The following is a 15,501-nucleotide window of genomic DNA, read 5'->3' as shown; positions in this document are numbered from 1 at the left end:
TCAATTCAAAGTAATGTAAAAGCTGGTATCGCAAAAGGATATTCTGATGAAAAATTTAAACCACATAACGCATTAACTCGTGCTCACATGGCAGCATTCTTATCTCGTGCAATGAAATATGTAGAAAAAAATAAATAATACACAAAAGTCACTCATTTGAAAAATAATGAGTGACTTTCACTTTAATAATTTAAGTGTTAAATATAATGATTACTTAAGGTGAAGAAACATATGCCTTCACGGATTTGGTTGATTTTAGTGGGGTACAAAACAGCAAAAAATACTGTACCTCAATTCATTTTCCTTTAATACCCTAAATGAGTATCATAGAATATTTTGTTTTATTGAAAAAGGCTATAGTATCAAAGATCTTAAAATCATTTGACCCTAATAACAACATTGCCATTTATGAAACACAATATTTTTTGGTAGTACTACAAATACTTATATATCAACGTTTTAGGGGTACAAACTGCATTTGTACCCCAAATGAAGGAAAAAAGAGAGCTATTTAAATTTTGTTAAAGGCGAAATAATATTAGTAGCTTTTAATTCTTTATCATCGAGAGAATATGCATATGCTTTCAACCATTTCATGTGTGTCTCCTATCATTCAATTGTTGTTGTAATAGCAACACCTTCTGCAATTAAAATACTTACATAAGTATGTCTCAATATATGGGCAGAAAATCTTTCTATTTGATGCTTATTTTTTAATGCATTGAACATTTTCATTAGATAGCTGCTACTAATTGGATCAAGATTAGCAGTAATAAAAATATAATCTTCATCATTTAAATCGTTACCATATATTTTCTTCGATTCCACATACCATGATTTAAAACTTTCCAAGTGTTCTGCGAGTTCCGAACTCCTATTGATAGTGCGAATGCTATTTCGTGTTTGGGGTTTCGAACCCCCATACCCCATATTGAAATGGAAATTGTTTTGCCTTCAAAATCAATATTATCCTTCCATGTTAGAGCTGCTAGCTCTCCTTTACGCATTCCTGTAATCCCTAAAGTTAAAAGAATTGCATAGTGTGTTACGTTTTCGGTAGCCATGGTAGTTGCTAAAATCTCTTCAAGTTTTGTTACAGTTAACGCCACTTTTTTGCGAGTAGGCTTTGTGTGACTAAAACTAATTTAGTATATCTAACGATCTAATATTTCTTCTGACACAGCATCATTTAAAATTGGTCCTAATGAGGCTTAATAAATGGCTACTACAAATGAATTAAAAGCACAGGCACAAAATCAAGTTCAAAAAAAGCTTTCCCTGAAATATCCTTAAATGCTTTGCTAAAAAAAGATGAGTCCCGTAAAGCAATAGGGGGTGAAGCAAAATGATTCCAACTTAATTAGGCTTTGGAGTTACACCATATGCCGTCAATATCTGGCGTGACGGAGATGAGGCTGAGTGGAAAACCATTTGTTTTGACGAACTGGAGAGCAAGTTCACTAGCAATGCATGCTGATCCGATAGGTTTTTATCATCAATATGAGCCAAGAGTTTATTACATAGCAAAGATAGAGGGGGTGATTGGATAAAATATACCCTTAAGAACTTCAATTGTTTAAATCTTTTTACATTATGGTTAAACTAATAAAAATCTAAATTGAGGTGATTGGGTTGGGCATATCAAATATGTATGAGGAGAAAAATCATAAACACGAAAACCGTTTTCAGTATGGGCAACGTAATATGTGGACGGGTATATTATTTGGTTTTGGCGTAGTGGCATTTATAGACGAGGCAATTTTTCATCAATTATTACATTGGCATCATTTCTATGATAAATCTACTGCTAATATTGGATTAGTCTCTGATGGATTATTTCATGCATTTAGCTTTTTTGCCACGATTGGCTCTTCCTTTTTACTTGCTGATCTTCATCGAAAACATGGATTCTGGTTAAAAAGATGGCTTGGGGGTATTTTTCTAGGTGCAGGAGCTTTTCAACTTTACGATGGTATCATTCAACACAAGTTCATGAAGCTACATCAGATTCGTTATAATGTCGATATTGTACCCTATGATATTGTTTGGAACGTGCTGGCTGCTATTTTAATCATCATAGGTATTGTCCTATTATTTAAAACTAATCAATAAAATTGTTAGGAGGTACCAACTTTGCATTCACATGAAGCTCACACCCAAAATTTCTATTTTATTGTACAGTTAATATTAGTTTTCCCGTTTATAATTTCTTTTATCTCCTATTTCGTTGGAGTCGTGCTCTCAAATCAGCATAAAAAACAATGGCCTTACTTTCGTACATTATTTTGGATTCTTGGGCATGTATGTGCCATGTTATCATTAATCGGTCCATTAGCAGAGCTTGCACATATTAATTTTTCAGCACATATGGTTGGCCATCTATTGCTTGGAATGCTAGCACCACTTTTAATAGCACTATCGGCACCTATTACCCTATTCTTAAGAGCTATCCCTGTAAAAATGGCTCGTTTTATTTCATGTATACTACGTAACTCTTACTTTAGATTTGTGTCCAATCCCATCATAGCATCTATTTTGAATGTAGGTGGTTTATGGTTGCTCTATACTACCCCGTTATTTAACATGATGCACGAAAACTCTGTTTTATATATTTTGATACACTTCCATATTTTTTTAGCAGGTTATTTGTTTACTATTTCATTTATCTATATCGATCCAACTCCACATCAACTCTCTTTTGTTTTTCGTTCAATCGTTTTATTGGTAGCTTTAACAGCTCATTCGATATTGTCTAAATATATATATGCGTATCCTCCTAGCCAAGTATCTGCAGAACAAGCAGAACAAGGTGCTATGATTATGTACTACGGCGGAGATCTAATTGAAATCGCACTCGTTTTTATACTATTTTACCAATGGTTTAAAAGGACAAGAAATACTGTTTTTGCAAAGGCAATTACTTAGAAATAACTGATCACCATTTATGAGAAAAAGAAAAAGCTCCAGTATATGCACTGAAAGCTAATTCTAAATGATTTAATGATTCATATCTTTGAGACCTGGACTATGCTCATTTGGCATCTCTGGCATAACAGGTACTGGGAATCCTTCAGGAGGAGGAGTCACATTCAAATCTCCACCATTTCTACTTGGAGTTTGACCTTGGAAGACTTCACCGATACGTGTTGGATCTAATCTAAAGTTAAACTGAGCATTATGATAGCCCATTTCAACGAACTTTCTACATTCAGGATATTTGTTGATATCGTAGTTCGGTACAGGGAATAGTTTTCCCCAATCTACACCTAAAGTTTCTAGTGCTTTGGCAAATGCATTTTGATGAGCATTGTCACGAACTATTAGAAAGGCAAGTGTTTCCCTAAATGTCTGATTAGAACTCATTTCATAAATACGTGTTTTTTGAAGTACACCCGTTGACTCAAGCACCAAATTATCTAATAAGTCAGCAATCAGGTTACCATGTGCATATACCCACGAGCCATTCCAAGGATTACCTGCAGCATCAACAGGTAAAGATGATTGTGCTCCCACAATATAATGGTGTGGATTTGCATGTCTAACCGCATCATCTAAAGGAGCTTGGTCCATACCGTTATTGCCTGGTGCAGAAGATTCTCCAGAGTCATTTAGTAATTGGTTGATTGTGTTTTGTACAAGTTCTACATGGGCAATCTCTTCTAAGAATACGCCACGAAGTAAGTCACGATATTGCGTTTCTTTGCCTCTAAAATTTGAGCTTTGGAAAAAGTATTGCATCATGGTTCTCATTTCACCATAATGACCACCTAGTATTTCCTGCATGACACGTGCTGCTTGTGGATCCGGTTTGTCAGGTTTAATAATATTAATTAATTCTTCTTTGTAATAATACATTTACATTCCTCGATTCGGGGAAATTGGTTTTACTTTTCAGGATAATCTACATGTAATGGCGGTGGAACTAACCAGCCTTTATTTTTGTTAAGACGCAGTAGTTTACCCCCGATTAAAGCCTTTGCTGCATGGAATTGACCATACATTAAAGCGATATCTTCGCGAGTAGAAGTACCCATCGCTTGGCTACATGCGACTAATCCAGCACCTATGTCAGCAGTAAGAGCAGCGCTTATTTCAGGGTCATTAAACTTAGCACCAGGAGGAATATCTTCCATTCTTGCTACAGGTCTCTCAGGAGAAGCAGGGGGTAAAGCAATACCATTCGTTTTAAGAATTTTTTCTAATTGCTTTACTTCATCCCTACAAAGCTCGATGATATCTTCAATGATATTTTTTAGATCTTCATCACCAGCGTGATTATAAAATGTTTGATAGCCAGAAATCATACCATAGTCTGCAATTAGGCTTGACCAAACAGCAAATACTTCACCATAATGTAACGGTTCATCTTTTGGATTTCCACCAAGAATACTCATACTTACACATCCTTTTCTTATTTGTGGCTAAAGCATGGTTAGTATGGATGAAAAAAGAATTACCATTCACTTTTTAATATTTTTTAAGGTTTGAGGTATAAAAGTGTAATTAGAAAATTAAAAAGGACCACCATCTTTTCAGAAAGTGATCAAGATGAAAAAATAACAGGAGAACAACCTCGGATTATGATGCTTTGAGTTCTTTTTATTTATGTATCCAAAACCGAACAAGATAGGCGTTTAGATAAAAAAGCCACAGCGAGTGAAATCTCTGCAGCTCCTTTAAGTAGTGGGTCACTACGAATTTTTATTTTGGCTTTTTATTAAGTTTTTTACATCGGATTTATATGGATAAAGGTTTAAATGTATAGATCATCCCAATGAGGATAATTTAAAGCTTATTGGAGGTGAAAGTTTTGAAAAAAGAAAGAAAGAATGAAATTGAACAAGAAGAAATTGCTATTGAATTTACGCCTGAAGAATTAGAAGTAAATGAAGAAAAAGAGCAAAAGAAAGAACAACAACAACAACAACCAAATAAGAAACAAAAGTAAAATATTTAGGATCGCCACAAACTTCTGGTTGTGGTACATAAAAAAAGCCCTAACTGGCCGTTACAGCTTTCTGATATAGCGAGACATCACAACAAGGTTCATTATTTATTTTAAATAATCTTTTTAAACATAAAAAAACCGCAGCGTCGTCACACGCTACAGCTCGAAAGGGTTATGCCCTTTGGCTTGTCAGATAAGTCTTTACACCACAACTTAAGTGGGCAAACCTAATGGGCAAACAAGGGCAAATAAAATTAAATCGTTATCAGTTGGATGAGACAATCAAGAAGTATCACGACCACATGTGTAAGTATATAAGAATGAAGGATGAGCTTGATTCATTAACAGCTGCTACGTCTACAGCAAAATACGGAATTGAGGCAACAATGGCAAAAGCTTTGCGTGAGGTCCGTGTAATCAAGATCAAATGTAATTCCTTTATTAAATTAAGATGTCCGATGTAGTTAAATTTATGAAATGTTCTAAATGTGTCAGATGTCAAATGTTCGAAACTTATCATTTTGGGTAAGTTGCGATGTAAACTAAAGGGGAGGTTGGACAGGTAAAGGACTCTACAACAGCTTTAAATGCCGACTTAGATGTTGCTGTACTATTATTTGCTTTTGTAGCAGCTTTCAAATTGATCTTTTTATTCCCATACGCTTCGATACTGTTTTAACCGGATTTGTACAATGACATCAAAGCCATTCTCAGCCGATTCCATAATTTCATATTCTTCAATTGATACGGACTTATTGGTATCAAAGAGTAAGTTACCGTTTGGCATCATACGATTAACGATAAACTGAAAGGGTTTGTCTGAGACTTTTAATTTCTAATGCTTATATATCAAGGGTTATGAGGTAAAACAAATGATTGTCCCAAAAATTTGCAGTTTAAAGTGATTTACCCAAATTAATGAAAGAAGAAAGAACCTTCGTTACCTTTCATTCTTCCTCAGCAAGACAATAAACACATACCCTCATTATTCCCCAATTAGTTTTATAATTTCTAAACATCATGCATTAAGTTTTTATATGTGCAGATTATTCCTCGCTCATCTTGTAAACGGTAAGAACGACTATTTCTCCTATACGTGTACCAGCTCTAGAGGAAATAAATAAAATACTTCTGCCTGCTTGAATATTGGTGCAGGTAAAGAATAATGATGAAATCAGTCGCTTGGTGCTAGAACGGAAGACTAAACTTGTCATTTCTTGCGCTTACCCGGGAAATTATTTCTTATTTCCAAACGAGGTCATTTTGTAAGGAAATAAAATCATCCAGAGGTTTCTCTAATGATTTGTTTGACGTAACAGGGAGAAGCGAAGGCTATATTCAGAAACGTCTATACAACTCTTGGGAACAATCCTTTTGTGGTTTGGGGAAAACAGCAGTGGACAAGGGCTTTATCTTGTATTTGCTGACAAAGCGTAGAGCATCCCAAGTTGCTTTTACATTCCGAAACGGAGAACCTAAAAGGGAACTACTGTGTTGGAGAGATTAGACCGATTAGTAATTTACGTAGGGGGACTAAGGGAATTTTTGAAATAACATGTGTAGCGATGATATTATGTAAGCCACATCATTGGTATGTAGCTGATATAACAAATTAATTGATTCATAGCATCATTCCTTTTTTACGATAAAGCCGCAGCGTCATCGCACGTTACGGCTTTAATTAGTTTATGTCCTTTGATGGCTTAGCTGTTTGCTGTAAAACTTGGGCTCAAAAGAACATTCATAGCAGCTTTATTGTAAGTCATTATAATGTACCATTTTTGGCTATAAAAGTGTATTTTCTGTTCTACATAAAGAATAAATATAAATAGTGGTGAAGAAAAAATGAATAACAATATAAAGAAGATGATGGTAGAGATAAAATCGATGATGTTTTTCCAAAATGTTGAAAGACTGACTGCCGCTTTCTTGCTTTTTTCTGTATTAATTTTGGGGTTATATGATAGCTTTACGACAGGAAATATAGGAGTACCGTTGTATTGGATGATAATGACTTCGGTCTTTAATGTAATTGCCAGAGAATATTATAAAAGAAAATTTAAAATAATTACTTTGTTTATATAAATTGGTATTCCAATGCTGGTGTAAGTAGTAGTTTATTTGACCCCAATAGTACCCAACAACTATTGATCGAAAAAGTTCGATATCGATAAAGACTTCTTACCGTCAAATAACCGCTTTACACAATGTCATTTTAAAAAAATATTAAATATCAATAGTTCATACAATTAATTAATGAGATAATATTACTTATAAGGATAATTTTAATAAATATTTTGATTCCATTTGGCAATTAAAAAGTATAGAGAAACCATTTTGTTTTAATTTTCACATCATTCACTCTTGTTTGTTTCAAGTCCAATTACAGTAATAAAAATTGTTTCATGTGAAGGGAGAAATATTGTATGAACGAAAAGGAGAACGCTTTAAAAGAAAAAAATAAAGGGGATATAAAATTTTCAATTGTAATACCTGCGCATAATGAAGAACAGTACATTGGAAAATGCTTAGAATCCATATTAAAAGCTTCCAATCCATTTGAAAATCAAGTTGAAATCATTGTTGTATTAAATCGATGTACGGACAGAACGGAGGAAATTGCAAAATCGTTTAATTGCATCGTCTTAAAGAATAACGACAAGAACCTTTCTAAAATTAGAAACGCTGGTGTTGAAATAGCAAGAGGTGAAATCATCGTTACAATTGATGCAGATACACAGATGAACGAACATGTGTTGTCTAAGGCAGAGGAGAACTTAATCACTGGAAAGTACATTGGCGGAGGAGTGACAGGAAAGTTTGAAAGAATGTCTTTAGGCATTTTTGTTTCAGCCTTGCTATTAATTGGGCCACTATTCTTTAAATATGGAGCAATTTCTGTGGGAATCTTTTGGTGTTACAAAAAGGATTTTGAATCGATTAATGGTTTTAATGAAAATATGCTTATGGCAGAAGATGCAGATTTTGCCAAACGATTAAAAGTGTGGGGAAAAAAGAAAGGGAAAAAATACGGGACAATTAAAAATGGGATGATCACTTCAAGCAGAAAATTTGATAAACATGGAGATTGGATTTTACTTAAACGTCCGAAAATGATTCTAGCATATCTTAAAGGAACAGACGAGAAATATGCAGATGAAGCATATTATGAAAATCATGATAGATAAAAATAGTAGATTCAAGATGAGAAGAAAAAATATACTTTAATAAAAAGACGTTAATCGAAGAAGGATTAACGTCTTTTAAAATTCTCTAAATTATGGTAGTCCTTATACACTTCAATTATGGGGAAAATCTCTCTTCTCAATATAGAAAAAACATTTACTTTTTTAAAAATTATAGAGGTGAATATTAGATATTATAGAATTCTTAGTATATATATTAAATGATTTATGAAAGGAGAATGTATTTGTGACTACACCTGACTACAGAACCCCCATTAAAAACCGAATCGGTGGTGTGTTTATTCCAGTTCGTAACCTAGAAACAGCAAAAGAATGGTACAGTAAAATACTCGGTTTGGAGGGAGGGGAAGAACATTTTGGGCATATTTTCGTGGCGCCCATGAAAGGTACAGCTGGATTAATTTTAGATGCCATGCCAAAATGGAGAAAAGAAGATGGTGATATTTCCACTTACGAAGTTCCATCAATCCAACTTTTAACGGATGATATTCAAACAGCTTATCAATTTATGAAAGAAAATAATGTTGAACTTGTTACAGAGATTCAGGATGATTTTTATTTTGTGTTCAAAGATCCAGACGGCAATTTATTAATGATTTGTAAAGAAGTGTCTTAATTGCATAGGCCGCTAAAGGACGCGTTTTTAGAGAAACGAACAAGCACAATTTCTTAATAAAGAATTTTACGGTATATTAACGGAATTCATGAGGCAAATCCATTTGGCTGTATGCTTAGTTTCTAGACTTAGTTATTGAAGCAGGAATAAATTAGTTGGTCCCTATTGCTGACCATAATATCGTGGGAAGGAGGGTAATACTGTGAAAATAACAGAAAATTTTACAGACAAAGCCGATATATATGCGAAATATCGCCCTAGTTATCCGAATGAATATATAGATTATTTGTTTTTAGCTAACCACCTAGAAGGAGAGCGGATTGTGGCCGATATTGGTTCAGGTACAGGGATATTTAGCCGCCAGCTACTTGAAAGGGATCTTAATGTTGTTGGAGTTGAGCCAAATAATGACATGAGAAAGACGGCCGAGCAATCGTTAAAGCTATATCCCTGTTTTAAATCAATAAAAGCAACTGCTGAAAATACCACTCTAAAAGAGAATAGTGTGGATTTAGTAACTGTTGCCCAGGCATTTCATTGGTTTGATAAAAAAGCATTTAAAATAGAATGTCAAAGAATTTTAAAACAAAAGGCAAATGTTGCTCTTGTTTGGAACAGCAGAGATTTAACTAGTCCTATAATTAAAGAGAATGCAGAAATTTGCCAAAAGACCTGTTCAAATTTCAAAGGGTTTAGCGGTGGCATGGAAGAAACTCCAGAAGTTTTTAACAGCTTTTTTAAGAATGGAAAGTATGAGTTTAAAAAATACCAAAATGATTTGATTTTTGATTATGAAGGTTTTTTGGGAAGAAATTTGTCAGCTTCCTATGCGCCGAAAAAAAATGACGAAGAGTATAAAAGGTTTGTTTTTCTCTTGTCAGAGTTATTCGAAAAATACAGTGAAAATGGAAAAGTTGTTCTCCAAAACATAACGAGAAGCTATCTAGGCAATGTTTAAACAGCCGAACATAAAGGGGCTAAACGAGTTTTGCATTTACATGGAGACCTAAAAGAACATTTCAAAATAACGTATGAAAAATAAAAATTAAACTATACTAATAAAGATTTCACTTCAACCAATATGACTAGGAGGGTTAACCCGATGAGTACGATTGATCGTTTACTCTGAATAACCATCAACTGAAAAGCTAAAGCACGGTTGTCTTAGGTTATTCTTAAGATCGAATGCGAAAGCGAGACAGTGTGTCATGGAGGAAAAGTAAGTGTAATTAGCCCGGAATTATTTCCGGGTTTTTTTGTGCTTTAAGAAATCGAAAATCATGGGTCAAGGTCGATTGTTTATAGAATAAAAAGCCCCCAATACACTCTTTTTCTAAAGTGAATATTGGGGGTTAGTTCATCACTAACGTTTATTTTCATTTTGAATACGACTGAAGTCTACTTCCTCAGCGAACTCTTCTCTGTTTGCACGCTCTCTGTTAGCATTTTGATTTTGATTTTGCTGTTTTTTGTTGTCTTGAGTTTTATTATTTTTATGTTTATTATTGCCCATTATCATCTCACCTCCACCATTAGTGTGAGTGAAAGCTGATTTTTTATTCGCCTAACTTACAATTAAAGATTTAGTAACATTTTCACCTCCATAACACGCTGTGCTTACTTAAAGGAAAAATCTTTATCTGTGCAAAGGTCTTTCTAACAAGATTAGAACATCTAATTGTGCGTGTTCTACCGTACTGAAAAGAACCTCAAAACACTTGGTTGGGGGAATAGAAGTATACAATTTTTTGTTATTTAACATTAGATGTAGTTTTATTGTAAAGACTGGAAATTTGTAATAAATGATGTTTACCTTGTGAAAAACTGTATTTAAACTAACAGACCAGGATAATTCAATAAGATGCAGGAATAAGAAAGCTGATTATCGAATACCTAAGTATCTTAGATTCGGGGGAAGTATATGTACGATTACATAAGTATACATTCAGATAAATTTTCTTCATTTATTAAAACTGATGTCATTGAAAATTTCTTACTATTAAATATGAATTGCACTAAACTAAGTACATTAGTGTTTACTAAGGAGTTAAGTGGTTCCAGTATCATAATTAGAGGAATTAAAGCTAATTTACAAGGTAATTATGCGTATGATTCCGCAGATGAATTTGCGGAGATAAATTTAATTGAGATTGACTTTCCAGATAACTCTGGTGGTGCAATGGAAGAAGAAATATTGAAAATTGCACAGAAAATTTCAAATGAGTTTTTATGGAAAATTGATTTAAGTGAGTAAATAAAAGCTTTCCTTTCTTATTGAAGTAAAGTAGCTTTACTGAAAGTTCATTGAGTTGCGTAGTTTGAATGAACGAAGCAGTTTAGTCATATGTATTAGAGCGATAAACGGGAGTGTTCTTTGTAAGAATATTGTGAAGGTATTGGACTTCAACTAACGGGGGCATTTGTATTATAAAGTTCAGCCAGAACTTTCTGATTGAACTTTTTTTATTTAAATTTAATCTATCAGTATCCACGGTAGAACGTATGGGGCGTAGGTCATTGATCCCGTCAACTAAACTATTCACTCCCTACTTGTGAAATAGAGGTTCGGTAGTAATAGTAGAAAATGATAGGGTGGGTAATTCAAAGAATTAGAGATGGCTCTGTTTAATATATTTTGGTGGTGGAATAGAAAATGTGGAAACACCAGAAGAATCAATACTAATGAAAAGAGGGGTTATATGGAAAACGACTGGGACAAAGCTCTAGGTTCACTTTCTAAAATTAAAGTTTTTTCAAATCCAAATAACGAGCCAGTAACTATAAGTGGTGAAGCAAATGATTTGAGGTGTATAGGTGTCGGGACAGATGCGGCTGTTTTTCAGTCTCTTTCTGCTCCAGCTTATGCAATTAAAATATATGCCGAGGACAAAGTACACAAAGTACAAGTTGAGGCAAATGTTTATCAAATATTAGAAGATTCACCTTTCTTTTCAACATGTTTTGCTTCATACGACGAATACCTCGTTTTAAGTTACGAAAAAGGAAAAACTCTCTTTGACTGCATTCTACAAGGTATTCACATTCCAGAACAGGTTGTAAATGAAGTGGAGGATGCAAGAGAATATGTTCGGAATAAGGGGCTTAATCCTCGTGATATCCATTTGAAAAATATATTACTACAAAATGGAAGAGCAAAAATAATTGATGTCTCTGAATACACACTACAAGGTAATGATTTTCGATGGGAGCATTTAAAAAAAGGATATGAGCAATACTATCATTTAATAGATGGAAATTCTGTGCCATTTTGGTTAGTAGAAACGATTCGAAAGTGGTATAACCAGCAGGGAAAGAATTCTTCATATGAAGAATTTACAAAAAATATTTTAAAACTTCTGTATAAAAAATGGAACTAATCAGGGCTTTACTTCAAGTATAGAGTAGAGTCTTTTTCTACTTAAACTAAATGTGGAGTTTAGCTCCATAACAATTGATGGTAGTTTAGTTTTTTTATTATATAAAGATTTAATTGTATTTATTGTATATAATGGATGAATATTGGAATTGAAATGAGGTAGTTCAATGAATAGTTTTTTCTTAATACTTATAGGCTTTTTTATCGTTTTAGCAAATGTTATGGGGTTTGTATTTTTCCAAAAAAAGAAAAGTCTATATTTTGCTGCTTTCATAATATTACTACTAGCAGGTGTATTTGGTGGACTAGGAAGCGTATTAGCACTATTTATTATTCGTGATGCATTTGCGGTATTCTACGGGTTAAATATTGCCTACTATTTACTCATAAATAGTCTTATCGTATTTCTTCTCGCCATTTTAGTTACTTTAATTAAAAAATATAATAGTAGTTTTTAAATGAATATACATACAATAGCATATTGCAATAATTGAAAATCATTGAGTTGCGGATGCAGCTCTTTTTCATTATTGACCGAACAGGTAGGATAGTTGAGGAAGGAAATAGTTACATTTACATCGAAATATAACGGTATAAATAAGATTGGAGTGCTTACAATGATTAAATTCTTTGCATACAACTGGCAGGTAAGAGATGAATGGTTTGTCTGGTGCAATCAACTAACAATGAAAGAGTTGTTAAAAGAACGCAGGGGTGGAGTAGGAAATATATTAAACACACTTTTTCACATAATTGATGTGGAATATAGTTGGATTCGTGGTATTCAGGGTAAAGAAGATCTAGTATTTCAGTTTGCTGATTATAACACACTTGAAAAGGTTAAATCACTTTCAGTTAAATCAAGAAGTGAAATAGCAGAATTTATAAAAGCGAATGTAGGAGGTTTAAATGAAAAACTAGTCAGTGTTCCTTGGGATGAAGAACCATATACTTTTGATGAAATAATACACCATATAATTACTCATGAAATACACCACATAGGTCAACTTTCTGTTTGGGCAAGAGAATTAGATTTAAGTCCTGTACCTGCTAACTTTATTGGAAGAGAGTTAATGAAAATAAAAGGGAATATTAATGAAAATGAGTGAAAAAACATATCTAAGTATAGAAGAGATACTTTCATTACCAACCTTATCAGGTACAAATATAAGTGATGATGGCAAAAACGTAGCATTTGTCAAGAAAACAGCTAACTGGAAAGACAATACATATAGGAATCGAGTATGGATATATGAAAAAGATAAGGGGCAGTGTTATCCATTAATAACTAGGGATATTGATAGTACATACCCATTATGGTCCCCAGATTCTAGCGTTATCGCATACCTTAGCCCAATTGGTGAAGGGGATATTAAGAGAAATCAAATCTTTGTTAAGTCGCTCGATGGTAATAGTGAGATTCAAATAACTAATGAGAAAGAAGGAGTCAGTAAATTCAAATGGGAGCCTTCTGGCAAGGGTTTTTATTATGTTGCACAGTCAAAAAAGTCTGAGGCGATAAAGAAACGGACGGAACTATATGGTGAATTCCATCATATAGGTAAGGAATACCAGAATCATTGTTTATATTACATTGAAATAGAAACAGTGATACAGAATGATACAGATGAACACGAAAAGAGCGTTGTTTATCAATTAACTGATGGTGAGTATTACCATATCCATGAATTTGATATTTCAAATGATGGGAAAAAGGTTGTATTTATGGCTACACCAAGTCCAAATATGGGAGATTATATTAAAGGAGATCTATACTTACTGAATATCAAAGCTGGAAATCTACAAAAGATAAATATAGCTAAGTTGTTGGGAGGGAGCGTTTGTTTTTCTCCTAAAGGCAACAAAATATGTTACTCAGCAAGCATAATGGAGAAGGATTTCTATAAGAACCATATACAAGAAAGTACACTAGAGATCTATGATATTAATAAAGGAGAGCAAATTCAACCTTTAATAGATTTTGATAGTACGGTTATTCCATTACAGTGGACAGCTAAAGGAATTTTAATTAGATGGCAGAATAAAACCAGTTATCTTATTGGGTTGTTAACTGAGAATGGCATTGTGAAAATATTAAGCGAAAATGAAGATAGCTTTATAATGGATGCTTCTATAACAAGGGATGGAAAATATATATCCTATATTAAGGCAATTGCAAATGAAACCTTTGAGATCTATTTAGACGATAAAAAAATAACGAATGAAAATAGCTTTTTCGAAGGAAAGCTTAAAAGTAACAGGGAAATAATCTCATGGCTAAGTAGTGATGGTCTTGAAATAGAGGGAGTTTTATCAACCCCAATTGAGTTTGACGCAAATAAAAAATATCCCTTATTAGTAGTAATCCATGGTGGACCTGCTTGGGCATCCTTTCCGATATTTTCAGACTGTTTTAATGAGAAATATCCTATTGAACAGTTTATCGAAAAAGGTTTTATTGTTTTAGAACCAAACTACAGGGGAAGTTCTGGTTATGGGAATGAATTCTTAAGAGCAAACTATAGAAAACTAGGGATTGCTAACTATGATGATGTTATAACTGGAGTGGATAAACTAGTTGACAAAGGGATTGCAGATAAGGATAGGGTGGGGGTTATGGGATGGAGCAATGGGGGATATCTAGCAGCTTTTTGTTCTACATATAGTAGTAGATTTAAAGCTATTTCAGTTGGAGGTGGAATTACTAATTGGCGTACCCATTATGTAAATACGGATATCCCTTACTTTATTAGGATGTATTTAGGAAATGATCCGTGGAATGATCCAGATATATATACTAAAACATCACCAATGACATATATTAAATCGGCTTGTACGCCCACTCTAATCCAACATGGCGAAATGGATGCAAGAGTTCCTATTCCAAATGCATATGAGCTATATCAAGGATTAAGGGATATGGAAGTTGATACAGAATTAATTATATTTAATGGAATGGCCTATAGTTCTGACCACCCAGGAATTAATGCGGTTATTATGAAGCAGAATTTGATGTGGTTTTCACACTATATTCTTGGAGAAAGTATGAAGGATTTTAGGGTTTTATGAATTACTATATGAATCTTGTTTCTATAATACTCTAGTAACTGCATTGGCTTACAAATTTATAGCTACGTTATGGTATTAAGCTCCCTTTACCTATATAGGTGTAGTCGTAGCGTTATGAAACTGGATCTAGGCAAAAGAACTGAGCATTATTTCCCACTCGGTTCTTTCTTTTATTTACATAAAAAGATTTTTAACTAAATCTGCAAATAGTTTGTGAAGAATTACAACTACAAAAAATTGGTACGCACTTTCACAAATTTTAAGAGAACATTAATGCAAGGAATCT

General features: G+C 33.6%; 20 protein-coding genes. 15 read left to right on the top strand and 5 right to left on the bottom strand.

Annotated elements, in window-relative coordinates; genetic code table 11:
* The first annotated feature begins 3 nt into the window (after positions 1-3).
* A complete protein-coding gene (locus AO843_RS24155; protein ID WP_082389523.1) occupies positions 4-138 on the top strand; it encodes an S-layer homology domain-containing protein in 135 nt (44 codons plus the stop codon).
* A 471-nt stretch (positions 139-609) separates the two neighbouring features.
* Here AO843_RS24155 and AO843_RS25420 read toward each other — a convergent pair whose 3' ends face one another.
* Entirely contained in the window at positions 610-828 is a 219-nt protein-coding gene (locus AO843_RS25420) for a tyrosine-type recombinase/integrase (protein ID WP_197278954.1), read from the bottom strand.
* Positions 795-1,109: a tyrosine-type recombinase/integrase gene (locus AO843_RS25415; RefSeq protein ID WP_255350388.1), complete on the bottom strand. Its 315-nt coding sequence runs from the start codon at positions 1,107-1,109 to the stop codon at positions 795-797. The genes AO843_RS25420 and AO843_RS25415 overlap by 34 nt, the downstream gene beginning before the upstream one ends.
* Before the next feature lie 273 nt (positions 1,110-1,382).
* On the opposite strand from AO843_RS25415, the gene AO843_RS24615 reads away from it, so the two are divergent.
* The 3 genes from AO843_RS24615 (at position 1,383) to AO843_RS17840 (ending at position 2,925) form a co-directional block, all read left to right on the top strand.
* Positions 1,383-1,550 carry a hypothetical protein gene (locus AO843_RS24615; RefSeq protein ID WP_156313985.1) on the top strand — a complete coding sequence of 56 codons (168 nt, stop codon included), beginning with the start codon at positions 1,383-1,385 and terminating at the stop codon, positions 1,548-1,550.
* Positions 1,551-1,647: 97 nt separating this feature from the next.
* The gene (locus tag AO843_RS17845; RefSeq protein WP_054612458.1) at positions 1,648-2,112 is read left to right on the top strand and encodes a DUF2243 domain-containing protein; all 465 of its coding nucleotides are present in this window, start codon (positions 1,648-1,650) and stop codon (positions 2,110-2,112) included.
* A 21-nt stretch (positions 2,113-2,133) separates the two neighbouring features.
* Positions 2,134-2,925: a cytochrome c oxidase assembly protein gene (locus AO843_RS17840; RefSeq protein WP_054612442.1), complete on the top strand. Its 792-nt coding sequence runs from the start codon at positions 2,134-2,136 to the stop codon at positions 2,923-2,925.
* Between the two features lie 72 nt (positions 2,926-2,997).
* Here AO843_RS17840 and AO843_RS17835 read toward each other — a convergent pair whose 3' ends face one another.
* Together AO843_RS17835 and AO843_RS17830 are read right to left on the bottom strand one after the other, a co-directional pair.
* Positions 2,998-3,855 (bottom strand): manganese catalase family protein, encoded by an 858-nt coding sequence (locus AO843_RS17835; protein ID WP_054612441.1) that lies wholly within the window; start codon positions 3,853-3,855, stop codon positions 2,998-3,000.
* 29 nt (positions 3,856-3,884) lie between these two features.
* Complete coding sequence (locus AO843_RS17830; protein ID WP_054612440.1) at positions 3,885-4,394, bottom strand: DUF3231 family protein; 510 nt, start codon at positions 4,392-4,394, stop codon at positions 3,885-3,887.
* A 416-nt stretch (positions 4,395-4,810) separates the two neighbouring features.
* On the opposite strand from AO843_RS17830, the gene AO843_RS24610 reads away from it, so the two are divergent.
* The 6 genes from AO843_RS24610 to AO843_RS17805 all read left to right on the top strand — a co-directional run bounded on the left by AO843_RS24610 (position 4,811) and on the right by AO843_RS17805 (position 9,728).
* The gene (locus tag AO843_RS24610) at positions 4,811-4,948 is read left to right on the top strand and encodes a hypothetical protein (protein WP_156313984.1); all 138 of its coding nucleotides are present in this window, start codon (positions 4,811-4,813) and stop codon (positions 4,946-4,948) included.
* Between the two features lie 230 nt (positions 4,949-5,178).
* Complete coding sequence (locus AO843_RS17825; RefSeq protein ID WP_054612439.1) at positions 5,179-5,412, top strand: hypothetical protein; 234 nt, start codon at positions 5,179-5,181, stop codon at positions 5,410-5,412.
* Positions 5,413-6,793: 1,381 nt separating this feature from the next.
* Positions 6,794-7,033, top strand: a complete 240-nt coding sequence (locus AO843_RS17820; RefSeq protein ID WP_054612438.1) for a hypothetical protein — start codon at positions 6,794-6,796, stop codon at positions 7,031-7,033.
* A gap of 341 nt (positions 7,034-7,374) precedes the next feature.
* Complete coding sequence (locus AO843_RS17815) at positions 7,375-8,136, top strand: glycosyltransferase (RefSeq protein WP_054612437.1); 762 nt, start codon at positions 7,375-7,377, stop codon at positions 8,134-8,136.
* A 244-nt stretch (positions 8,137-8,380) separates the two neighbouring features.
* A complete protein-coding gene (locus tag AO843_RS17810) occupies positions 8,381-8,770 on the top strand; it encodes a VOC family protein (RefSeq protein WP_054612436.1) in 390 nt (129 codons plus the stop codon).
* A gap of 202 nt (positions 8,771-8,972) precedes the next feature.
* The gene (locus AO843_RS17805) at positions 8,973-9,728 is read left to right on the top strand and encodes a class I SAM-dependent methyltransferase (protein ID WP_054612435.1); all 756 of its coding nucleotides are present in this window, start codon (positions 8,973-8,975) and stop codon (positions 9,726-9,728) included.
* A gap of 405 nt (positions 9,729-10,133) precedes the next feature.
* On the opposite strand, the gene AO843_RS24900 is transcribed toward AO843_RS17805, so the two are convergent.
* Complete coding sequence (locus tag AO843_RS24900; RefSeq protein ID WP_197278953.1) at positions 10,134-10,283, bottom strand: hypothetical protein; 150 nt, start codon at positions 10,281-10,283, stop codon at positions 10,134-10,136.
* A gap of 408 nt (positions 10,284-10,691) precedes the next feature.
* Between AO843_RS24900 and AO843_RS17800 the strand changes: the two genes are divergently transcribed.
* From AO843_RS17800 to AO843_RS17780, 5 genes are all read left to right on the top strand, one after another.
* Positions 10,692-11,024 (top strand): hypothetical protein, encoded by a 333-nt coding sequence (locus tag AO843_RS17800; RefSeq protein ID WP_054612434.1) that lies wholly within the window; start codon positions 10,692-10,694, stop codon positions 11,022-11,024.
* A gap of 445 nt (positions 11,025-11,469) precedes the next feature.
* Positions 11,470-12,147 carry a serine/threonine protein kinase gene (locus tag AO843_RS17795; RefSeq protein ID WP_054612433.1) on the top strand — a complete coding sequence of 226 codons (678 nt, stop codon included), beginning with the start codon at positions 11,470-11,472 and terminating at the stop codon, positions 12,145-12,147.
* A 166-nt stretch (positions 12,148-12,313) separates the two neighbouring features.
* Complete coding sequence (locus tag AO843_RS17790; protein ID WP_054612432.1) at positions 12,314-12,604, top strand: hypothetical protein; 291 nt, start codon at positions 12,314-12,316, stop codon at positions 12,602-12,604.
* A 159-nt stretch (positions 12,605-12,763) separates the two neighbouring features.
* Positions 12,764-13,255, top strand: coding sequence for a DinB family protein (locus AO843_RS17785; RefSeq protein WP_054612431.1), 492 nt, complete (start codon positions 12,764-12,766; stop codon positions 13,253-13,255).
* Positions 13,242-15,215 (top strand): S9 family peptidase, encoded by a 1,974-nt coding sequence (locus AO843_RS17780; protein WP_054612430.1) that lies wholly within the window; start codon positions 13,242-13,244, stop codon positions 15,213-15,215. Before AO843_RS17785 ends, AO843_RS17780 begins: the two co-directional genes overlap by 14 nt.
* Positions 15,216-15,501 lie beyond the last annotated feature (286 nt).

It is taken from the genome of Lysinibacillus sp. ZYM-1 (assembly GCF_001308875.1).
Classification (GTDB): domain Bacteria; phylum Bacillota; class Bacilli; order Bacillales_A; family Planococcaceae; genus Lysinibacillus.
The sequence above is the reverse complement of the archived record's forward strand: the minus strand, read 5'-3'. Positions and strand labels throughout refer to the sequence as shown.